The organism is Citrobacter sp. Cf118, assembly GCF_030334095.1.
In the GTDB taxonomy this organism is placed as follows: domain Bacteria; phylum Pseudomonadota; class Gammaproteobacteria; order Enterobacterales; family Enterobacteriaceae; genus Citrobacter; species Citrobacter freundii.
The window spans coordinates 203930-226611 of sequence record NZ_JAOWES010000086.1 but is presented as its reverse complement, the minus strand read 5'-3'; the positions used below and the strand labels follow the sequence as shown (position 1 = coordinate 226611).

Genomic DNA, 22682 nt, shown 5'->3' with positions numbered 1-22682 from the left:
CATGGCAAGAAAAACCAAGCCGTTAACCGATACGGAAATCAAAGCCGCCAAACCTAAAGATGCCGATTACCAGCTGTATGATGGTGACGGGCTTACTCTGCTAATCAAGTCCAGCGGTAGTAAGCTCTGGCAGTTCCGTTACTATCGACCTCTGACAAAACAGCGAACCAAGCAAAGCTTCGGAGCCTACCCTGCTGTCTCCCTTTCTGATGCGCGTAAACTCAGAGCTGAATCTCGAGTTTTGTTGGCGAAAGACATTGATCCTCAGGAACATCAGAAAGAACAGGTAAGAAATTCTCAAGAGGCTAAAACCAACACTTTCTTGCTAGTTGCCCAGCGTTGGTGGAATGTGAAGAAAGCCAGCGTAACAGAAGACTATGCCGACGATATCTGGCGCTCACTTGAGAGAGATATTTTTCCAGCAATCGGTGATATCAGTGTCACTGAGATTAAGGCTCATACTCTGGTTAAAGCAGTGCAGCCGGTCCAGGCCAGAGGTGCATTAGAGACAGTCCGACGCCTTTGTCAGCGTATTAACGAAGTCATGATTTATGCGCAGAACACAGGCCTGATTGATGCAGTTCCCAGTGTAAATATCGGAAAAGCGTTCGAGAAACCGCAAAAGAAAAACATGCCAAGTATCCGTCCGGATCAGCTTCCACAGTTAATGCAAACAATGCGTACAGCAAGTATCAGTGTGTCAACGCGGTGCTTGTTCATGTGGCAGCTTCTCACCATTACCCGCCCTGCCGAAGCTGCTGAGGCTCGATGGGATGAGATCGATTTCAATGCTAGCGAATGGAAAATTCCTGCAGCTCGAATGAAGATGAACCGGGACCATACGGTTCCACTATCCGATGAGGCTCTCTCTATTCTGGAAATGATGAAGTCACTCAGTGGTGGCCGAGAATTTATCTTTCCCAGTCGCATCAAACCAACCCAGCCAATGAACAGCCAAACAGTTAATGCCGCACTGAAGCGTGCTGGCTTAGGAGGCGTACTCGTTTCACACGGCTTACGTTCTATCGCCAGTACGGCACTCAATGAGAAAGGATTTCCGCCTGATGTCATTGAAGCAGCACTGGCTCATGTGGACAAAAATGAGGTACGTCGCGCTTACAACCGCAGTGATTACCTTGAGCAACGTCGTCCGATGATGCAGTGGTGGGCTTACTTTGTGAAAAAGGCAGATAGTGGCAGTCTCACTGACGTTGAATTAACAACATTAAAGCTAACTGGATAAGACCAATTCTTAATCCACACAAGCGAAAAACAGGAGTGTGCGGTAATGGCGCAATCCTGTTATATAAAGTCTAACTCCCTAGGCTTCACGTATGATTCGACCGGACAGCATTGACTCATACTACGCAGAATAAATCCTAAGGAGCCTGCCATTGGTACGTATGCTTATAAACACTCGTATGCTAAATCAGGGGGATAATATTGTTTACCATTGAGACTGCACGTGAAGAGGCGAATAGGTTTCGAAAGATACTCGAAACATGTGATCCGTCAACAACCTACCTTGTACCTCACGGCTTCCCGGTAATGAGTTGCAAGCTTTGCTCAATGTTACTTTCCTTCCACTTTCTGCAATTATGGCCCGAACTGGAATTGAAAGGGGTCACTGGAGTCACCGGTAAAAATGGCGCAATAACTCACTTCTGGCTGGAAGTGGAAGATTACGTTATTGATATCACCGGAGATCAATACAACATCATCAACGCCAGTAAACTAAACGAAAATATCGTAAGAAACAGGCCCTTTATGCCTGTTCACGTCGCTAACCAAAAGGATAGCTATCTCTATAATTTATTTGAAATTAAAGGGAAAGAGCATTTGAGCTATGGCTTTCCGACAATCGGTGATGATTTCATCGATGAGATGGAATGTGATTATCGCCAGCTTGTCAGGTGATGGTGGAAATAGAATCAAGAAATAGATGCAGACCTGCGCTTTTATCGGCAAGTCTGCATCATAAGCTCTAAAGGCCTCTCAGCTGCCGTCATATTAACTGGCTAGTGCCAAAGTTACGATAGCCGTCATGGGAATCTTTACTGTACGTTTTTGCCAGGTAAGCAACACGTAGCAGGAAGTCGTAATAATCGGGGCTTAACGTTAACGCATCCTGCCGGGTGAACCAGCCGCTGTGATTTTTCGGGAATTCAACCCGACTGGCATAGTAAGGATAACTTAGCCCTATCGCACTGCACCAAGCTTTCTGAATACGGGTCCCCATATTATCAGCGTCAGGCTTTGTATAATCTCCCAGATAACCATAAACGTCTTTGTTGAATAGCAGAACCAGATGGTAGTGAGGGCGTTCCCCGGTAACACGTTCCCTGGCCCAGATATAGCCGAGTGGTGTAGGCTCACCAGCCCTGCCAGAGCGCTTGTGCTCTTCCCGTAGCTGGCTTTTCAGGGATTCTATAGCCCGAGTAATGGCTTTCTCATCATCTTTCTGAAAGCATATCGGCATATCTGGCTCTCCAGGCACATGGGACTGAGCAAACCGAAAGTCGGCCCGTAACGTGAACATCCGGTCATGTTTCTCTGAAAAATTAGATGTCACGTCATATGCTCTACGGAGCATATAGCTTGATATAAGGGAGTTATATTTTTCCGCTGCTTCCTGTTGCAGGAACTTAAACTGCTTTTCAGTTAATTTATACGGTGATTTCATAATATGAGTTCACTGAGTAATGGGTAGCCGATAACTACCCAGGTTATTGTGGGATGGTTTAAGCTAAGGTTACGATGCCCTTTTACAGTAGACTCACCTTGACTACTGACATGTTCTACTATGTTTTATATGCTTATTCATGATTGATATAGATACCTATACAATGCAGATATATATTACATATACCGGACCTTTCTAGGTGCCCAAGGCAACTACGTGGTGATGAGGGAAGCCGCAGTATGCTTGGGTAAAAAATATATCTAACTAGCTGATATAAAATCAAAATAACTCTGAAGTTATTCTGGTCGAGCTAACTTACTCAGTGTCAGCGAGCCAGTCTGGTGTATTGGCGTGTTGGTCCTCGCTGCCAGTTCGACAGGGTTCATTGTTGAACCGATAAATTTGACATAATTGATACCTGCCTCTTCGAATAGCTGCACCATTCCTTTTGATTCAAGCTTTTCCAATGCTGGCATAAGCCGCTCAGAGCATCTTATGGATCTTGGACCCTTTTTGATAATGTCATTTCTTCTGAAATCGTAGGAACCATTTTCGACAAGTTGCGATTCCATCCAGAATAATATTTTCTCTTCATCACTAAGCTCTCTTGTAGAATCAATTTTTGCGATTGCATGATTGACAAACCAATCCATCAAATTCAAAGCTGATAACAAATTTTCCTCTGTTATTATTGTCGAACCGGGTTCACCAGAAACCTGAAAAATGCCTGCCATTCTGAGTCCCTGCTCGATAATCCGGGCACCTACATCATCGTAGTGATACAAGGAACCTCCAGGTTTCATCTTTTGCTGCAAACTTAACGATGTTTTATCCAGCAGTTCCTGGGCATCCGGGGCCAGAGTAAGTGTTATTAGTTCATCACCATTTTCTCTTCGCTTCACCCCCGCTTTTATATGCCGCGTTATCACTGAGTACAATTCAGAAAGCACCGCCTCGCTATGAGTGTAATGACCATTGATGATGCACGGTTCAGTAATCTGCTCCATGTCTATCATCTGTGTACGTGCCTGCAATCCAGTCTCTCTCATGTTTGCTTTTTTCTGTCTGCTGGTATTGTCATATGGTTGAGGCTGCATCGCTAAAAAAAATGAAAATACATAATTTTCAATAACAAAGCTTTCAGTGGCAGCCCTGTCTATTGTAACTTTGTCTCCACACCAGTATGTATTGAGAAGCGCGGGATTGTTGAACACACTCCCCTTGAACACTGCGGTTGCCTCGTCATTAAAAAGCGCCTTATTTTGATACCCCAGCCCAATTGATTTTGCGAGCGCTTCGCTTGTCGGATTCGTTGTGATAATGACCTTTCTTACTGGCGCTTTCGGTTGTCGGCCAATACATTCTTCAATTTTCTTACTCGTTTCGGTAGTATCTTCCCCCTTGCTCAGAGACTTTTTATAAAGCCTTTTTAGTACTTTAAACTCTGCCTCCCAAAGAATATTTATTCGCTCAAATGCTTTAAGCTCAGCACGATAAGCATCTTCAAACTCCCGCTCTTGTTGTGCAAAGGGGGCCTTCAACAATCTGAATATTGTTGATTTTCCACTGCCAGATCTTGAAAGCAGCAACAGGTATAAGGCCAGAAGGGATCGCTGCTTGTTCTTTAACTGAACACAGTACAAATCCTGACAGGCCAGCCCTAAAAAGGCTAATAACGTAACAATGATTATCTCAATAGCCACTCCAGTTATGTATTGCAAATGCGAAGCCCAATGCCTGATATGACGTGGCAGAATGTCAAATTTCAGGTTAAGCTCATGATTAATTTTGTTTTTATTTCTCATTGCATCATCCTTTATTTTTTTGCAAAAAATTAAACGGTTCGGGAAGCGATCCACTCGTCAATAGCAGTAGATCGCCATCCTACGGATGCGGCCCCTAGTCGGACCGGTTTAGGAAACTCGGCATCGTAATACTTGGATTTTGGATTCAGTTTTTCGTAGATGCTTGAGCGAGATATCCCAAGCATCATGGTCAGCTCAGTCATGCGCAGGATGCGCAGCGGGTGTGCTTTTTGTTCACTAGTGTTCGGCATTTTCACTTCTCCTGTTGGACCTCTTTAGCTGGATTCGACTTTCTCACACCATCTGAGATACTGTCCCCGTCAAAAAACGGAAACCAACCGGAGGGAACGTGGGGACTCATGCTTTTGCTGATATGATGTATCGTCTTTACCAGTGCTTTGGCCTGTTTGAAAAAGATGACGAACGGCGTGAAGTGCGTGGAAACAGCAGTTTTTCCTTTCATCAGAATTTTTTTGATCAAGGCTATAACGATTTAATAAGAATAATTGACAGCAATGAAGTCTTCAGCCTCGAAGAAAGACGCGAAGTTTTTTACAAATACGAGCAACTATATAACGCGCTAATGCATATTCCGGTCTTTTCTCATCTAAATAATAGCCAAATCACAAAGCGATACCTTCAGATCGCATTGCCTCCCATAGTAGCATTAGACGTCTATAATTCTCTTCCCCCCGATGATGAAATGCATTTCTATTACCATATTCATCGTTTTTTAATCAGCATACACTGCCCACACGGAAGCGCTGATAAAAGAAAGATTTATTCAGGAGTAAAGGCATATCTTCGAGAATATATTCGCACACTTGAGTTTCACTACACGGATCATCTGGCATCACTAATTAGTTTCATTAATGACATTAAAGCAAGTAGTGGACAGAAGGAAGCGACTATAAAGAGAATAATAAAAGATTGCCGTTTAGAGTATGATGAAAGTTACATCTCTGAAAAGAACATCAAACTCAATTTTCTGAATTTAAATAAAATTGAAAAAGCTTATCTTTCACTTAACGTGTTACTTGCATTTGAACGCAAGACCTCTGCTGTCACAGCAATATCCATGCATTACCGACAAACGGTGAGCAATGGCGTTAATTACAACACTAGCTTTGGCATTCTATGTCGATATCTTTATTCCAAAGGGTATGATGAACGACTATTACACTATATTACACTCCCATTTTATAACGAAGCAGTCCGACCGATTTCGGTAATGATAGAGGAGAAACCGTATCGCTACGTTCACGAATTAAAATGGCTTATTTTCAACATTAGTGAAGGCAACAAATACACTAAGTGGGATTTAGCCGAAATGGAATCCAGTCTCAATGCCGCCACTAACTCAGATGTACTAAAGCCTTACTCCCAACTTTTGCAAATCATCACTTTTCTCAGTCAAAATAAAATATACGAAGCCTTCTGTCTTGTAAACAAAATCCCATTAGATAGCTTACCTATTGGTTATCTGCCTTCAGCCTTTTCAGTTATCAAAATGGCATTAAAAGTAAAACTGGAAAGAAAAAAAATAAGAAACAAAACATTACTATCCGCGATAAACAGTACTTTGAGTAATCAAGGTACCCTTACTGAGTTTATACCTGTAACTACAGGAGAAACTGATAGTAATGTTGTACTATCTGCAGATAACATGACGATCATGCGTGCAATAAAAATGTACAACCACATGATAAGAAAGGTAAGTTACTTATCTGAGGATTCACCGTCTGATGTCTGTCCGCAATCTATATTCGGGCTTCTTAATGAAATAGAATTTGCGCTGGGTAAGCTAAATGCCCTGGTTTGCGAAACAGGTGATAGTATTGATAGTAATGAACTGGCCGGGTTTATAGTAAAAAATAAAACACTAACAGCTCGCGAATTGAATGAAAACCTGGTTGGCGTACTTGATAAATGCACACTTTATAATTTCCTGAGTAGCATCAATGTTTTTATTAGTTATTTGAGATGCCCTGGAGAAGAACTAGGACACATTAGGATATTTGCCGGAGTAACAGAGAAGCCAAAACGTCTTCGGGAAAAGGTATGTGAGGCTTTGAGAATTGCATCAGAAAAACGTAGATAGGGAAAATTATGGAAAAGGGAAACGTATCCATACGTCAACAGAGAAGTACTGGTTCAGTCAGAAAAAGTAAATAACGCTTTATGTTTCCCCTGCTACAGCTGCTACGTGTAGCAGCTGTAGCAGGGGTCAGAGATAGATGAGTATGTTATTTATTTCAGCTCACGGATCGATCATATTTCATGCCTACTGGCGTTTCCTGATTCGACTGGCGTATCTGGCGTAAACCAGTACCAAGAATATTTACAGCGATTACCGTAATTTTGGCACAAGCCAGTGTTCACGCTTAGGCGGATTAGCCTGTTAATAGCACTCTGAGTGAGGTATTTATCCTCACTCAGAGTGCTATTAACATAATTGACACATTTCTCCATGAAATTTCTGTAGTCTGCATCGGTACCCTGCTACAACTTGCTACATGTAGCCGGTTGTAACAATCCCTACAAAATTAAGATATGTTTTTCGCTCAATTATCGGGTTCGTCACAATATACCTCTAAAAGAGGTATTAGCCTCATGGTAATATAGAGATCCGAATTCTTCCTTTGTCGTTAACCTAGGAAAAGTCTATGAGCGAAGTAGCTAATTATACGGATATCTTTCAAAGTTGGCAGGATCACCGATTTAATTTCAGTCTTGCAGTACCCTTGACCAACACTCCGGGTCTACGTAAGCCTCAATTAGCTGCTATTTATGCAACGCTGGGGCATCTGGTGGTTGACCCTTCCTCCCCGGCAACGGTCGTAATGCCTACGGGTACAGGAAAAACTGACACAATGCTTGCCCTGCTCATTGCAGGCAAAATGTCTAGAACCTTAATTCTGGTTCCATCAGATGCTCTGAGGACTCAAATATCTGGTAAATGCGAAAAATTCGTAACACTTCGCACTGTGGGAGCCATATCTGATACGGCTTTAAACCCTGTAGTCGAAGTAATCAACTCGAGAATGTCTGAACAAGAAGTTCTTCAGCTTGCTAAAGCAAATGTTATTGTAGCTACTCCGCAAGCCCTCCAACTATTCGATAAGGATGCACTGCAAGCTTTGGTAGGAATCTGTAGTCACCTTCTAATAGATGAAGCCCATCACGTTGCAGCAACAAGTTGGGGCCGTATCAAAAAATCTTTCAACGGGAAACCATGTATTCAGTTTACCGCAACTCCATTTCGAGAAGATGGTTTAGCATTAGAAGGAAAAATTATTTATAACTACCCTCTTCGCGATGCTCAAAATGATGGCTATTTCAAAAGCATCGAATTTCACCCAGTACGGGAATACAATTTAGACCGCTCTGACCAAGCTATAGCAGATCAGGCTGTAGAGCTATTGAGAAAAGATATACAAGCGGGCTATAACCATCTGATGTTAGTGCGGGCTAAATCACAAAAACGAGCTGAAGCCCTCTTCGAAATTTACAGGACTCATGCGGATCTTAACCCGGTATTAATACATAGCAAAGTTCCAAACCAAGCTAGAATTTTCGAAGAGATTGTCCTGAAAAAATACCGAATCATCGTTTGTGTGGACATGCTAGGGGAAGGTTTTGATTTGCCTGAACTTAAAATCGCCGCTATTCATGATCAGCACAGAAGCCCTGCAGTCACATTACAGTTTATTGGCCGGTTAACTAGGGTTGATAATTCTCTTGGGAACGCAAAATTTGTTGCCAACATTGCAAACCAAAAGACTGATCACCAAATGTCAGAGCTCTATAAAGAGAGTGCTGACTGGGGTTCTGTGATCCGGGATGTTAGTCAAGAAAAAGTTAGTAAGGAAATAGAAAAAGAGTCATTCAGTGCGCAGTTTTCAGATGAGAAAGACGCAGATACTATCTTTGGGTTGAATCCGAATCCAAAGATTAGTGCAACAGCCTATCATCTTTCCCCCAAGAACTGGATGCCAGAAAGAGCAAATGAAATGTCTGGCAACAGAGAGAAGCTGCAATATATTTCCATTAATGATGAAGCAGATACAGTCATCGTAGTAACAAAACGGGAAACACTTGTTGGATGGGCTCAAACTGAAGCTATTTTCGACACCAACTGGCTCTTATATCTGGCATTTTACAACAAACCCGAGAACACACTTTTTATTCACACATCGGGTGATGACATGCAGTCTAACCGATTCCTTAATTTAGTGGCTAAAGAACCTGTACGTATTAATGGTGAACCGACATTTCGCTCGCTCCACAATATTAAGTTAATGAAATTGCAAAACGTAGGCTTATCTCGTGCCCGAAAGGATCTCCGATTTACGATGCATGTAGGTCACGACATCAATCAAGTAATCAGTGAGATTGAAAAAGGTAGTGCAAAGAAATCCAACGTTTTTGCAACTGGTTTCGAACAAGGTGATAGAACTACAGTTGGTTGCTCGCACAAAGGTAAAATTTGGGAGATGAACTCATCACCAATTAATTATTGGGTCGAATGGTGTAAAAATATCTCTAAGAAACTTAATGATAAAACAATAGACCCAAGTGATTTATTGAAAAATGTCATGCGAGCAGAGAAAATTGAGCAAAAATGGCCTGATGGCCTTTTTTACTCAGACTGGCCTGAGTCCATAGCAATCGAGAATGAACAAAAAAGATCTCTTATTTTTCAGGGAGAGAGGTTTAACCTTCTTGATATTGTTCTGGGCAAGCCAAATTATGATGATGACCTAACTTTAAGTATTCCTGTGTACGTCGCAGATACAGATGGATTGGAACATCTAATTACAAAGATCAATATTAAGCTATTGGAAGATGGTTACAAAACACACTGCCCCGGTTTGAAAATTTCATTATCTCAAGAGGTTCCGTTAGATGAATACTTGGATAGCGAACCACTGGTGCTACTAAGTGTCGATGGGTCAATGCTTCTAGGTAATTATCGTTATTTCTCGCCCAACAGTGTAGATATAAAATTGCCAATCTCTCTACTTGAGGTATGGGATTGGGGGACAACTAAAATTCATCAGGAATCAATGCGTGCAGAAAAACGCTTTGATAGTGTACAGGGATTTACTTACAACAAGATTGCTGATGATTACAGTATAGTATTCAATGATGATGGTGCAGGTGAAATCGCCGATCTCGTTGCAATTCGTGAAAGTAAAAATGTCATTCATATTGATTTATTTCACTGCAAATATTGTTCCTTGACTGATGGAGTGGCTATACCAGGAGCCCGCGTGAACGATGTTTACGAAGTGTGTGGTCAGGCATCCAGATCTGTAAAATGGTTATATACGGGTGAGAAGTTTTTTGATCGTTTGATGGAGCGTTATCAAAAGTCGCTTCCAATCGGTTTTGATAGAATCCTAAAAGGACTCCCAGAACAACTCGAGATATTGCGAAATAAGTGTCATGATCACGAACTGGTTTTCAAGTTTGCTATAGTACAACCTGCTATTTCAGCTACAAAAATTTCTAGCGGTCAGTTAGCAGTGCTTGGAACGAGTTACTCATACATTAAAAGTATTTCCGGATCGGATATAAGAGTTATCGTTAGCCCTTAAACTTAAAAATATATTATATTTTGGGACTAAGTGGTCAGTTCCATCAGATCTGACCACTTAGTCCCAAAAGCTGACACTGTTCACATATTTAAAGTTAATTATTGCAACATTGCTCGCTTCCATTGATAATTTTCACAACATCAATAATATTGATGCTGAGAGTCTTTCTCTTAAATTTCAAAAGAAAAACTATCATGGGTCTAAACCCAGGTCCAAAGCCAATTGCTAAATCGACAGGAAAACCGGATCAACGTCGACGTGATAATAAAGATACACCTGGCAACACCCCGGGGTTGAAGCCTAGCAAATCAACAGGTAAATAAATTTAGGATATAGTTAACTTATTTAAGCCCTAAATACAACATTATATTACTAAAGATTTTTTTGCAGCCAGATGCGTGTACCTGCTATATCATACGCTTTTTCCCCAAATCCCTTCGCAAGAAGGGACTCTGGTAAATAATCATCATATTTATCCAAGTACTTTTCTGGAACATCTGTAGCAAGATCAAATGCAGATGGCAAGCCTGACAACAGTATTTCTTTAAGCGCGTGCTGAACGGAAGCTACACTTGAATTATCGATTTCTATAACACCAGCAAACGAATTTGCTTTATAACCACAGCGTAGGAGCAAGGCTGTAATCGTATTCACCACTTTATCCCCCATCCAGGGAATTACGTAACAGTGTTGACCGCTCGTAATAAAATATTCATTTTGCAGGTCATAACGCCGAAAGTTACTACAGCCTTCAGCAAATAGATTTCTGGCGGCAGAATCGGCATAATCTACTCTCTTGCTACCTATCGCTATGCGGTAATCACTTTCCTTATAGATAGCGAGCATTTCCTGACGTACGGCATCATGAACAGACATTCCTCCACCACTAAATTGTGGTGGCTGACCGCCTTTGGTCGCCTCTACATAGATAACTTTTTTCTCTGTCTCGATCTCTGTCACTTTCCAGCGCCGCCCACCGAAGATGATATGTTGGTCTGGTAGCAGTGGGGAGTCCACAGGCACTGTTCCAAGGGTTCTGTTTCCGGTGACAATGCGGAACTCTTCCGGTGTATTGAACACGGCATAAAACGTGTAATGGTTAGTCAGTTTCTCACCCTCTGCCCCAACAACCATTTCGCCGCTAGCAAGTTGAGTGAGCAGGCCACAGGTTCCCATATGTTTAAGCAGACTTTTGAAATCGTTTAAATCTACATTTCTAAACGGCCCTGTCTGGCATAGTTGTGACCAGAGCTGGTCGGCACGAACTCCGCCCCATTGTGCCGTAATAGCAAGAATCTGGTGCAACAGCGTGGAATAATGCATCTGTCGAGCATCTGCTGGTTCAAACCATTGTTTAGAGATCATCAATCTGATCATTGCCATCGACTGGACCAACTGCAGCCGTAGGTGGTCAACGATACTGCTAGTTACAGTAAGCTCATTTTCTGTAATTAGCATTCTTAGAACTGATGGGGAGTCGCGTCGCCCAGAACGTCCCATACGCTGACGTAGACTGGAAACAGAATGCGGAGGCGTAACTTGGATAACCGACTTAACCTTACCGATATCAATTCCCAACTCAAGCGTCATTGTACAAACAGCAGTTGTGGGCAAATTACCTTTCTGAAGACGAGATTCAAGCGCCTCACGTAATTCCTTGGCAAGGGAACCATGGTGGGGGAAAAATTCATTCGGAACAATTTGTTCCTCACACATGTCGCTCAGCGTTGCCGCAATACTTTCAGTGCGCTTTCGGCTGTTTGCAAAGACCAAATGAGAATCGCCACGGCAAAGTCTAAAAATGTCAGCGCAAACGTCATGTTCAGCTGAACTCTGAAGTTCTTCCTCTTTTTGGATCACTCGCTCCAGGTACCCTTTGACCTGTACCTGAAGAGTGGCCGTGCTATTACTATCTGTAACAGTTACGCAGGGGAGTCGTTTGTCCGGGCGCAACATTTCGGGCACTTTCTCCAGTTCCCCTAACGTGGCACTCAACGCAACGCGGGGAATTGGATTTACCTGGCGTCCTAGCACATGGTCAATTCTATTGAGTAGAGAAAGCAGCTGTACACCACGCTCTGAGCCAATAAAAGCATGAAACTCATCAATAACGATGTATGCGACTGAAGAAAACGCCTGTTTGAGCCAGCCCATTGAGTTTATGAGCAAAGACTCAAGTGACTCAGGTGTAATCAGTAAAATGCCAGCAGGGTTTGTCCGAGCCTTCTTCTTTTTGCTTTGTGGCACATCCCCGTGCCAGGGAGTCACTGGCATTTCCAATGCATCTCCAAGGCTCTCAAGACGACGGTACTGATCGTTAATCAATGCCTTCAACGGACTGATATAGACGATGCCAAATCCATTAGTGAGATCTGCAACTGCCGAACAGGCAGGAAGAAAGAAAGCCTCTGTTTTACCCGCTGCTGTGCCTGCACTGATTAGCACGTCTCGATCACGGGCTAAAATTGCCGGGATAGAACTCTCCTGCAAGGGCCTTAATGTAGACCACCCCTGCTTGTAAACCCACTTACGGACGCGGGGATCGAGACTATCATAGGCACTGCTCATAGTTTGAAGTTCGCCAGTCCGTCATCGTCATCGCTTTCCTCTACAATGGCGTCATCCATATCGCTGGGCCTGTCCTCTTCAATCGCCACACCCTCGATTAGTGTTTGCCAATTCATCGTTCTGTTTTGTTCCAGCACGGCCAGCATGTCCAGGAAACCTTTTATGGTATTACGGGGGGTACGGAAGTAAGCATCTCCAATGGTTTTACTACAGTGATGCAGAAATCCAGTCAGTGCCTCATCTGGAATCAGATAATTCTCTGGATCTCCGCCTGCATAAACATGGCGAAGATTTCTCAGTAAAATATACAGTTCCTCAGGGGTGAGGCTGGCAAGATGCAAAGTAGGAGACGAGTAGTCAATCACTCCTGCTTTTTGCGCGAACCGATTTTCCGCCAGACGTGATTGGAGCGCCTCATAGCTGTAAAGACCTTTGCGCGGATCGAAAAGGAACTCTGGCGTCCCCCCGAGGATAAAACCAATGTTCTCGGCTGAGCCTTGCAGGCAGTCATTCAGGATCCGCAAAATCTGTTCGTAGTTTGCTGTTCTTGCTTGCGTATTACTCAGTTTAAAGAGGTTCACCATTTCGTCGAGGCTGACCAAAAGACCGGCATAGCCAGCCTGGCGGACAAAAAGGCTCATCAGCTTCAAAGAGTCATAGAATGAAGCGTCTGAGATAATAGTCCGAACGTCGAGATCGTGACGGGCATCAGTTTTAGTAGTGTACTCTCCACGCAACCAGCGAATGGCATTGGATTTTAGCGTTTCGTTATCCTGCTCATGCCCCCGCCAGAATGCATCAATGACCTTCGCAAAGTCATATCCACCGACCATATCTGATAGTGCTGCCAGGCGTTTATGAATAACTGATGAAACCTCGGAGCCGTCCGTGTCAGCTTCCTTCCTTGCCTCCGTAACGAACTTTTCAACAACGCTAAGTAACGCATTACCATCCGGCTTGTTTCTGGTGGACATGTTTTTCATGAGCTCAGAATAAAGATTACGAGCCTGACCTCCCGATGAGTGAATACGTCTGTCAGGAGAAAGGTCAGCACTGACTGACACCAACTTCTTCTCCAGCGCAATAGAGCGCACAACACTCATAAAGAACGTTTTACCAGAACCATATTCACCGATGATAAGTCTGAAGCTTGCACCATCGTCAGCAATCCTCTCAATATCCTGATGGAGAGCGGTGATCTCATTCACGCGGCCAACCTGGATATGCTGAATGCCTATCCTTGGCGTTACACCTGACTTAAGTGACTGAATAATAGCGTCGCGTTCTTTCACTCTTATACGTGTTACAGACATTCACTATCCCTCTAATTCTTTGGCAATTTCCAGGTCAACCCAGATATCATCATCGGTATCGTCCAGTACCGGAGCATCAACCACTGCATAGGACCAGTCATTGATCACCTCAAGCGCACCGCCGAGCATCAAGTTCAAATTTCCGCACAATTCTGTCGCCTCTTTCCGGGACCACTGTTCTTTCTCCAGCAAACTGCGATAAAGCTGGCTATGTGCGGAATCAAGGCCCCCCGCCTCCGTTAATGAGGCAGGTGCGCTTTCTGGCTCTTCCGGTTCTTCTTCGGTGAAAATTGTGTTCAGTAATTTACGAACATCATCCGTGGCAGATTCGTGTCGGGCAAGTACATTAGCATCCAGTGTGAACCCTGCCGTTGGCTGATCAGTTGGTACAGACGAGACGAGATCATGTTCAGTTGCAGAATGCTGATGGATATTGCTCGAGACAGATGAGGGATCCAGACCCAAACTTGAATAAATCTTCTCAAGCTGTTTAATTTCGGCAGGCGCTATTGTTCCATCTGAGCAGGCAACACTAACGATAACTTTACCCACAGCAGCCTTTTCCGCAGCCCCCATCAACTCAACCCTGCTTTTCATTCCCGTCATATTGGCTGGGTTATGAAGCTGCCACGTTAAGTACGCATGTAGAGAGCGCTTTTCATCATCGGTGAAGACAGGATTGTTGTTGATGGCATTCTCAAGCACTTTCTGTTCAGCTTGATCAAGGGAATCGTCAATCAAGGCGACCATCGCCCCTAATCTGAGCGTCATTACTGCTGAGATAAATTCAGGAGAAGGTGAGAAGCGTCCACCTTCGGCGGCAGGGAATAGAACAAGTGTCCCATCAACATCCGCCTTCACATGGTGATAATACGGGTCAGGTGCCAGACCGTAACCCATCTTCAGAGCAAAGGCCTGCATCAAGTCGGCCTCTTTTTTATTGATTTTAGTTGGACAGCTGGCATTCATATGTGCCCAAAAGTCGGCAACTGATACTCGCCCCTCTTTTTCGAGGATCGCCTCATCAGCCCAGCGTTTGAATGAGCTTAATATTTTTTCTGCGCTTTCATTAACGATCTCTGAAGGGAGCAACATAATTGCAGCCGTATCATTGACTGACGTACCTTTACGGCCAAGGTAGCGACTGTAAGCATCAAGTTCATCTGTACATATGTCAGCAAGGGCCATAATTTTTTGGACAGGTCCCTTCAATGCACTTGGATCAGGCAGGTCAGGAACAGGAAGTCGGACACCTCGCAAACTAGGACTTGCTGGTGTGTAATCGAACCTTAGGCGCGTTTTATTCGCCTTAACGACCATCCCTTCACCATATTTGAGGGTGTAACGCCGTTTGAAAAGTGCAGCAAACTCTTTAGCACAGCGGCGAGCCGGGGTACGCAGCGAATACTCGGTATGGTTTATTACCCAGTTCAATGCCAGTTCAGCTGATACAGGAACGCCTTCATGTACAGTTTTTGCCAGAGCCAGCTTAAATTGCATGCCGTTGCTGAAACCAGAATCGCTATCGAGCACAGTGGTTAAACCCAAGTCCGGACGCAGAATAGACATGGCTTCGAGCAATTGGGTCGAATATACACGGAAGGAGCGGTTCTCAATGAATATCGATCTTAACCGAGCGACTTCATTGAACAGGCTGCTGAACTCAGCATCAGGGAATTTTTGGTAAGTAGAATCTACAAGCGCTTTTCTTTCCAGACCGTAGAGGTATATAAAAACATAGCCTATAGGACACGATGGATCGGACCTATCGCTGGCAAGCCAACTAACATACGCACCGCGTGCTTCAGGGGAAAGAGAGGAAAAACTGGGCCAGTACCCTAATGAACTGTCTTCGTAAAGATACGAAGTGGGTTGTATCTTACATGTATCATCAATTAATGATGCCTCACTTCCATCGTCATAATAGCCGCCTGACTCCTGACTAGAGGGCTTCATACGTTGTCCCACGTAAATATGGCCACCGCTAATTGTTACACCAGCTACAGTTATCATTTCACCCGGAAGTACCCAGCGAGCTAATGCACCTGCTGACTTTGAGGTGCTCTGGTAATGATTGGTTGTCACCCGAAGTTCAACACCCCGGCCGCCACTCAATGTAAAGGTTGCAAGGTTGTCATCTTCACTATCATCGTTTCGCACAACCGTCTCTTTTTTCTTGATGTCAGCGATCCATTCTTTTGGTGGCGCTTTGAAGGTCTTGGAAGTAGTTACCCCGGCGGTTTTGTTCTTTTTCTTTTTGAAAAACAACAAGTAAATGACATAAAGCGCAGCTAAAAATATCCATAACTCCATGAGCAATAACCTTAAAAAGGGCTTTTTACAAACACCGAAAATGGTGACAAGAAGCAGGGCAAGTGGATTAATCCCAAATAATACGTCTAAAATGCAAGGGTTAAAACAGAAATCCAACCAAAACTAATCCCTTGATTTAAAATAAAATAATAACTGGCTAAGCATGCTTAACCAAGAGGGGTCGGTTAAGATGTACGAATGTCTGTTGAGCTTTTAACCTCAGAATGGGGTATGTTGTTGCTGCGTTAACATGTCAGCAACTGCCGCATAGATACAGTGCTGAACAATGATGTTACAACAAAGACCAGAAGCCCTGACCTGCTTGAGTTAACTAAAAGGATAGAAGAAACAATTGCAAGCAGGCAAATCTGCACATGCAGACTACTTGTTGTAATCCCCGTTCAGTTTTCACAACATATCCCCCTCGACAATACAGCCGTAGCTATCATGCATGGACATAAAAGCCTGATCTGGTTGGGATGTACAACACACATTCAAAGTGAAAAACTAAACTTTAGCTAATACCCAAGAAACAAAATATCCTCCAGTGCTCCGACCTCTAGTTGGCTTAAAAAGACATGAAAGCATGGCTCGTTACCTCGGTATAGAAGTTGATGATGTGTTTGAGATACCTGAATTGATAGAAATTTCAGAGTGCTGATGATAAAACAGTCCCCCTGTGCCGCTAGTAAACTTTGGTCGACGTGCGCTGTTCCTCTCGCTCATTTTTATGATTTGAGTTTTAGAGTGAAAAAGATAATATAGTGCGGCATTAGAATATTTCAGTTATCATATTTGGGGATAAAATGGACGCTCAAGATACCGCAATAGTAATAAATATTGATGAATGCAATAGCTATATGAAAATGGGTTCGGATGAACTGATACATCAAGATGTATATAAAAAATTAATATTTGACATCAAAAACACCATATTACAAACCAAAGTAAAAACCCCTCTTGGTGATAAATCGTCAGTACCAACCTTCCAAAATGAATACCCTCCAAGCAGTGGGTTGGTTTATTTTATTGATGGATCACGTGGTGCAGGTAAAACGACATTTTTACGTACTGTGTATGAAAACTTACCCTTTGAATTATCTCAAACAGATATAAACAGTACTTCCATTAGCATTTCAAAACTTGATTATATTGATCCCACTCGGCTGGAAGCATGTGAAAATTTATTATTGAACGTATTGAGAGCACTAAAGGTAGCTGTCGACAACAGTTATATGTCTCTAGATAATGAACCTCTCAAAAATAATTTTCGTCAAGCCTTCAAAAAATTAGCTGGTGGACTAAGCCTCTTTCGTAATGGTCATGACCAGTTAGCGCATCTTGATCCAGAATTATTTTTTGATAGAGGCCTTACCCAAGCAGAGGATAGTCGGTCGTTAAGGAAGTATTTTCATCAGGCCATAGATATTGCTTGTCATTTATTAAATACAGATACATTAATGCTAGCATTTGATGATGCAGATACTAACGCCCAACACGCATTCCCATTATTAGAATGCATACGAAACTATCTGGATAGCCCTCGCCTTCTTATATTGGTCACTGGCGATATGGAACTTTATTCACTATTGGTCAGGGATGAGTTTTCACAACGACTGCCTTCAGTTGAAAATAAAAATAATTCCTGGAGAGAGGAACAGCGTTTAAGAATGCTTGATCATTTAGAAGATCAATACGTTTTGAAGTTATTCCCATTATCGCGCCGTCAGCATTTAAAAACACTTAATAGACTTTTCGGTAAAATGTATGATGGCACCCATCCATCAAGCTATAAAATCTGCTCGTCTCGATGGAATGATGTAAAACGCGATCCTATAAAAGTCTTGGATGAAATTATTAGTCGTGGGTTACGTATAGCCTCTCAATCAGATATCGAGTTATTCAGAACGCATTTATTAAAGCAACCACTACGCTCAATATTACAAGTTTTGCAAGGTTGTGCCCCCCACCTATCAAAATCTGACGATGATATAAATAATACATGGAATCGTGACCTCTCTGATGCTTTAAGGGAATCTTTAAGAGCAATGGCTCAGGGAAGTTTATACAAATACGGTGTAGTAGTTGACGATCTAACAGCTAATTATCTTCCCACACTGTCCAAAGCAGTCTTCGATTTATGCTGTCAAGATGGAGATGTTGATACCGCAGCCTATTTACGACCTCAGGCAAGTAATGATGACCTTAACAATTGCTATTTAGCCTTAGCAGCAGAAGTCGCTGGGCAATGCGCCGAGTCAGCATCAGCATCGATAAAATATATGTTGACAGGGCCAGGCAATGTTACGTTATGGGGAAAAGAAAAACGACGTATGTCGGACAATATGAATCAAGACTTGCTTTATAGGCAGTTTAGCCAGTATATGGCTATAGGTAGAAACGAAGATGCACTGAACTGGGCTAGACGTGCAACAGCAGTACTCGCAGCTAGACACCCTTCTCAAGCAAAAGCTCCTGTAATTGATTTTGGTATCATTGGTTTAAATAAAAGAGAACCTGATGAAGCAAGAGGAAAAGGCGAAGGCTTTAGTACTATAGATAGTATATTAAGTATTAATTACAGTAGAGAGAATAAAGCTTATCCAACTCTAGCATATAGCCTTTTAGATGTATCAAGTCAGAGCAGTCGCTGTTATTCTTCTATATATAATATACTTGGTTTAGTTGAACGTCTTTTTGGTGCTCGTTCTCATGAAGAGGTATCACGTCGGCTAAAAAGTACTTATCCACAACTTAGTATCAGCAGCCCAGACTGGGGTGGAAGCATCGATACAATGTCTTCTGAGGATAATCCACACACAGTTAGTGATGACACTGTAAAAGATAGCGACAATTCAGAGTTGGAGGGAGATTTAATTAACTCCATACTCGCATGGCAAGAATTAAATAAAGAATCTTTTAAAGAGTTTTCCCCATCTTCTGTTCTACTTGGAAAAATTTGGATAAGAATTTACTTTAGCCTTGAGAAGTCCTCAGATCGAATTCGCCCTGGTTTGCTCAGTGGCGGTAGAAATGTTGATGACATAATGGAAATCAATGCTGCATGTTTAATTAATGCTTTTTTAGTGGAAGAAGCTGATCACAATTTGCTAGATTATAGCATCTCACCTGATCGTACTAATCCGCTAACCTCGGCCTTTGATATACTCAAAAAGAAAAAAGATTTTCTGAAAAAAAATAAAAGCAGTCTCCCTCTTACAACTCTAATATCAAGTTGTCCGATTGTTCTTGGTCTTCTTAAAAAAGAATCAAGAATAATAATTAAAGAGGCCCTATCCCTAGATGATACGATAACAAATATTCCAAGTGCCGAATTACCTGTCAAAGCATTTATCGCTGGTCGATGGCGAAAAACCGAGGCAGAACCAAAATCCCGAGGAAGGACTAAAGCCAGTACCAAAATTGGAGATGGCGAATGACCGTTCGATCATTATCAACTTCTGCAAAGTTAGGGTGTGACTTACTGTCAAGTCATCGAATACTTACGATTATTGAAGAGAAATCATTTCATTTCCCATTAAATGAAGAAGAAATCAGAGAAGAGTTATATCTTACCCATCAACCTTGGGCGGCCAGAGAACCCGATCACGTTTTTAGTAGGGCTCTTGAAGCCTGGAAATTATACCACAAGCCAACGGATAGCTCTCCACTACAATCTGCTCTACGATTCATTGTGAAAGAGTTTATAACTTCTCGTCATGGTATTTTACGAGTTAAACTCCAAATGTTCGGCATTTGGCAGCAAGGCATATTAAGCCGAGTAAGTGGCATACCCATTCAAGCAGCTGCTTATCTTTGGCCTCAAAATGATTATTATCTAGATAAACTCCCCGCCCCCAATCAGTTCGCTGATATATCATCTTACAACAGATTAAATTCTTTACTATTGCCATTTGATCCTTTAATCGAAGAGTATTTTAACAAGGAAGGATTACATGAGACTCATTTGCATTTGAATGGAAGCACTCACGCCGAGCTTTGTTGGCTTCGTGCAATAACAGAACCAGAAAGAGAAATTACTGATTTCTGCAATAAATATAATGACACTGGAAGCAACTCATCACGTCTGAGAGAATTAGCCAGAGCTGTTCACCCTGATTTTTCCACATCCTTATTTCGAAAGCATATATATATAGCAAAACAACTTAGAAAATATTTAATCCCTGCAGCCTTTGGTTGTCTTTCCTCTAGTGAAGAGCTCCCAAAAAACTGTGAAGATGTATTTTCACTAGCATTACTAAGCCACACCCCAAGCATATCACATAATGAACCAGAATATAATAACTTCATACTTTATGACAATGATAATATAGTTTCAGAAAGGTATTGGATTTTTCTCCTATTAAAAAGGCTAGACACTATACCTTCAGTCTCTTTGACGAACATGCTTCATTGTTATTTAATCTTGCAAAACCTTTATTACAGATTGCTTGTCCAAAGTGAAGAGCAGTACGGTTTTGATCAATTTCAAAAAATCACTTGGACAGATTTACGCGAACCAATTGAAAAAGATTATTTAGAACGATTCCAAAGTATGCATGGTTCATTACCTAATCATAGCCGAATTGTTTATTTGGAAGGACGATTTGCTCCTAAAGATAGCGAAAACAAGAACATATCAATCATCTATAATATTTTAAGTGGATACTGGAGATATTTGTATGACACTAAACCTGCAAGTGATCTTACTTTATTGCTAAGAGATTTTGAAAAAAAAATCAAAGAGCCGAACGCTAAAAATGGACGTTTTTTAAAATTAGCACTTGTTACTCACTTTATTAAACTGCCTGAATCTCGGTTTGATACCCCTTATAGACACTATACTTTACGAACTAAACTAACCAACCAAGTATATACCCTTAAAAATACGCTTGAACACTACCCATCCTTAAGGCTATGGGTTAGGGGTATTGATGCTGCTGCTAATGAGTTAGATGCTCCACCAGAAGTGTTTGCAAGCGTGTACCGTATGTGCCGACATTTTGGTATTACACATCGCAGTTACCATGCAGGAGAAGATTTCCATCATATATTATCAGGTATTCGGGCTATGTTTGATGCTTTAGAATTACTTGGACTATGTGAAGGAGATCGTATTGGCCATGGTACAGCAATGGGTATATCTCCTGAACTATGGTTAAAGAGAATGCCTAGAGGGGTATACATACGCAAAGATGACTGGTTACTTGATCTACTTTCCACTTGGCGTCTTCTAAAAATGACAGGAGAAACCGGGTTAGCATATAAACTAGAAGCTGAACTGACCGAACTTGGATCTGAATTATTTGGACAGCAAATAAATAGTATAACTTTAGAGCGAGTGATGAAGCTTAGAGGACTCAATATTGGATTTCTAGCAAAAGTCTTTACCTCTACTCCTCGGGATATAAAAAACTCTGTACTTCCAAAATCCGTAGACTCGGTCACACCACTGAGTGATTTAGAAATGATGGAAGCATTAAAGGTTGATGAGGCTGTCAGTTCCAATGTCAAGGACTGCAGACTTTTATGGGAATGGCTCAGTGACTCAGAAATACGTTCGCGAGGAAGTCAACTCACATTTGTTGATGCAGAATATATGTCAGCAGAGGAATATATAAAAGTACAACAGGCACTAATGATGATTATCAAGGATAGAAAAGTACTTATTGAAACATTGCCTTCAAGCAACGTTCGAATCAGCCAATATGAAAGTTTTGTTGAACATCACGTATTTAGATGGATGGGATTGCCAAATTATACACAGCCAGGCGACCCAGAAATAATGGTTACACTTGGTTCAGATGATCCTGGAATTTTTGCTGGTGATCTTGCTGGTGAGTTCTATCAGTTATATGCTGTTTTGCAGAGTTTAGGATTGAGTGATAAAAAAGCACTACATTATATTTCAGAACTTAACGAACGTGGTAGAGAATATCGATTTCATGAATTCAAAATAGGTTGAATTTAATTTTCCAATTGAACTTTCAAGCATTAACATTCAGCTTTGTGATTATATCCAAGGCTGAATTCTCAATGCAACCCAATTAATATTGGAAAAAATATCGGTGTATATTATCAAGACGTATAAATAAGAATAAAAACTCACATTAATTGACACCTAAATGTAACCATTGAAATTGATAACTCTATTCCCAATCAGTATGTCCGTACAGTTCATAGATTTAACACATCTACAAAGGTATAGACTGTCTACAGATTCATATTAAATATGCCGTATTGGACATTTTTAAATTTATATTGATACAAATATGTTGTCTATGTATAAGGTTGCCCTCGTCTCATTCACATCTGATGCTGATATTAAAAATTTCTTCAGACATATATTATTCAACTGAACAGCTCTCATTTAATGACAGAACTTATTATTCTGCCG

The 22682-nt window shown here is 41.9% G+C and carries 12 protein-coding genes; 6 read left to right on the top strand and 6 right to left on the bottom strand.

What is annotated here, in order from left to right:
- Nucleotide 1 precedes the first annotated feature (1 nt).
- Both OGX67_RS15095 and OGX67_RS15090 read left to right on the top strand, forming a co-directional pair.
- Nucleotides 2-1243, top strand: coding sequence for an integrase (locus tag OGX67_RS15095; RefSeq protein WP_196588627.1), 1242 nt, complete (start codon nt 2-4; stop codon nt 1241-1243).
- Between the two features lie 200 nt (nt 1244-1443).
- Nucleotides 1444-1917 carry a hypothetical protein gene (locus OGX67_RS15090; protein ID WP_047461866.1) on the top strand — a complete coding sequence of 158 codons (474 nt, stop codon included), beginning with the start codon at nt 1444-1446 and terminating at the stop codon, nt 1915-1917.
- 88 nt (nt 1918-2005) lie between these two features.
- Here OGX67_RS15090 and OGX67_RS15085 read toward each other — a convergent pair whose 3' ends face one another.
- From OGX67_RS15085 to OGX67_RS15075, 3 genes are all read right to left on the bottom strand, one after another.
- On the bottom strand, nt 2006-2683 hold the full coding sequence (locus tag OGX67_RS15085) for an inovirus Gp2 family protein (RefSeq protein WP_286526742.1): 678 nt from the start codon (nt 2681-2683) through the stop codon (nt 2006-2008).
- Between the two features lie 296 nt (nt 2684-2979).
- Nucleotides 2980-4488: a DUF3987 domain-containing protein gene (locus OGX67_RS15080; protein WP_196588625.1), complete on the bottom strand. Its 1509-nt coding sequence runs from the start codon at nt 4486-4488 to the stop codon at nt 2980-2982.
- A gap of 29 nt (nt 4489-4517) precedes the next feature.
- Nucleotides 4518-4739 carry an AlpA family phage regulatory protein gene (locus tag OGX67_RS15075; RefSeq protein ID WP_196588624.1) on the bottom strand — a complete coding sequence of 74 codons (222 nt, stop codon included), beginning with the start codon at nt 4737-4739 and terminating at the stop codon, nt 4518-4520.
- A gap of 98 nt (nt 4740-4837) precedes the next feature.
- On the opposite strand from OGX67_RS15075, the gene OGX67_RS15070 reads away from it, so the two are divergent.
- The gene (locus OGX67_RS15070) at nt 4838-6589 is read left to right on the top strand and encodes a hypothetical protein (RefSeq protein ID WP_212474804.1); all 1752 of its coding nucleotides are present in this window, start codon (nt 4838-4840) and stop codon (nt 6587-6589) included.
- 565 nt (nt 6590-7154) lie between these two features.
- Nucleotides 7155-10091: a DEAD/DEAH box helicase gene (locus OGX67_RS15065; protein ID WP_252055192.1), complete on the top strand. Its 2937-nt coding sequence runs from the start codon at nt 7155-7157 to the stop codon at nt 10089-10091.
- A gap of 372 nt (nt 10092-10463) precedes the next feature.
- Here the strand turns inward: OGX67_RS15065 and OGX67_RS15060 are convergent, their stop codons facing one another.
- Genes OGX67_RS15060 through OGX67_RS15050 form a run of 3 tightly spaced genes read right to left on the bottom strand, consistent with a single transcriptional unit; the run spans nt 10464 to nt 16285 of the window.
- Complete coding sequence (locus OGX67_RS15060; protein WP_212474302.1) at nt 10464-12659, bottom strand: DEAD/DEAH box helicase; 2196 nt, start codon at nt 12657-12659, stop codon at nt 10464-10466.
- Nucleotides 12656-13972 carry an ATP-binding protein gene (locus OGX67_RS15055; protein ID WP_105561806.1) on the bottom strand — a complete coding sequence of 439 codons (1317 nt, stop codon included), beginning with the start codon at nt 13970-13972 and terminating at the stop codon, nt 12656-12658. The genes OGX67_RS15060 and OGX67_RS15055 overlap by 4 nt, the downstream gene beginning before the upstream one ends.
- A 3-nt stretch (nt 13973-13975) precedes the next feature.
- On the bottom strand, nt 13976-16285 hold the full coding sequence (locus OGX67_RS15050) for a tellurite resistance TerB family protein (RefSeq protein WP_286526733.1): 2310 nt from the start codon (nt 16283-16285) through the stop codon (nt 13976-13978).
- An 806-nt stretch (nt 16286-17091) separates the two neighbouring features.
- On the opposite strand from OGX67_RS15050, the gene OGX67_RS15045 reads away from it, so the two are divergent.
- Both OGX67_RS15045 and OGX67_RS15040 read left to right on the top strand, forming a co-directional pair.
- Nucleotides 17092-19725, top strand: coding sequence for a hypothetical protein (locus OGX67_RS15045; RefSeq protein ID WP_196588620.1), 2634 nt, complete (start codon nt 17092-17094; stop codon nt 19723-19725).
- A complete protein-coding gene (locus OGX67_RS15040) occupies nt 19722-22250 on the top strand; it encodes an amidohydrolase family protein (protein WP_212474300.1) in 2529 nt (842 codons plus the stop codon). Before OGX67_RS15045 ends, OGX67_RS15040 begins: the two co-directional genes overlap by 4 nt.
- Nucleotides 22251-22682 lie beyond the last annotated feature (432 nt).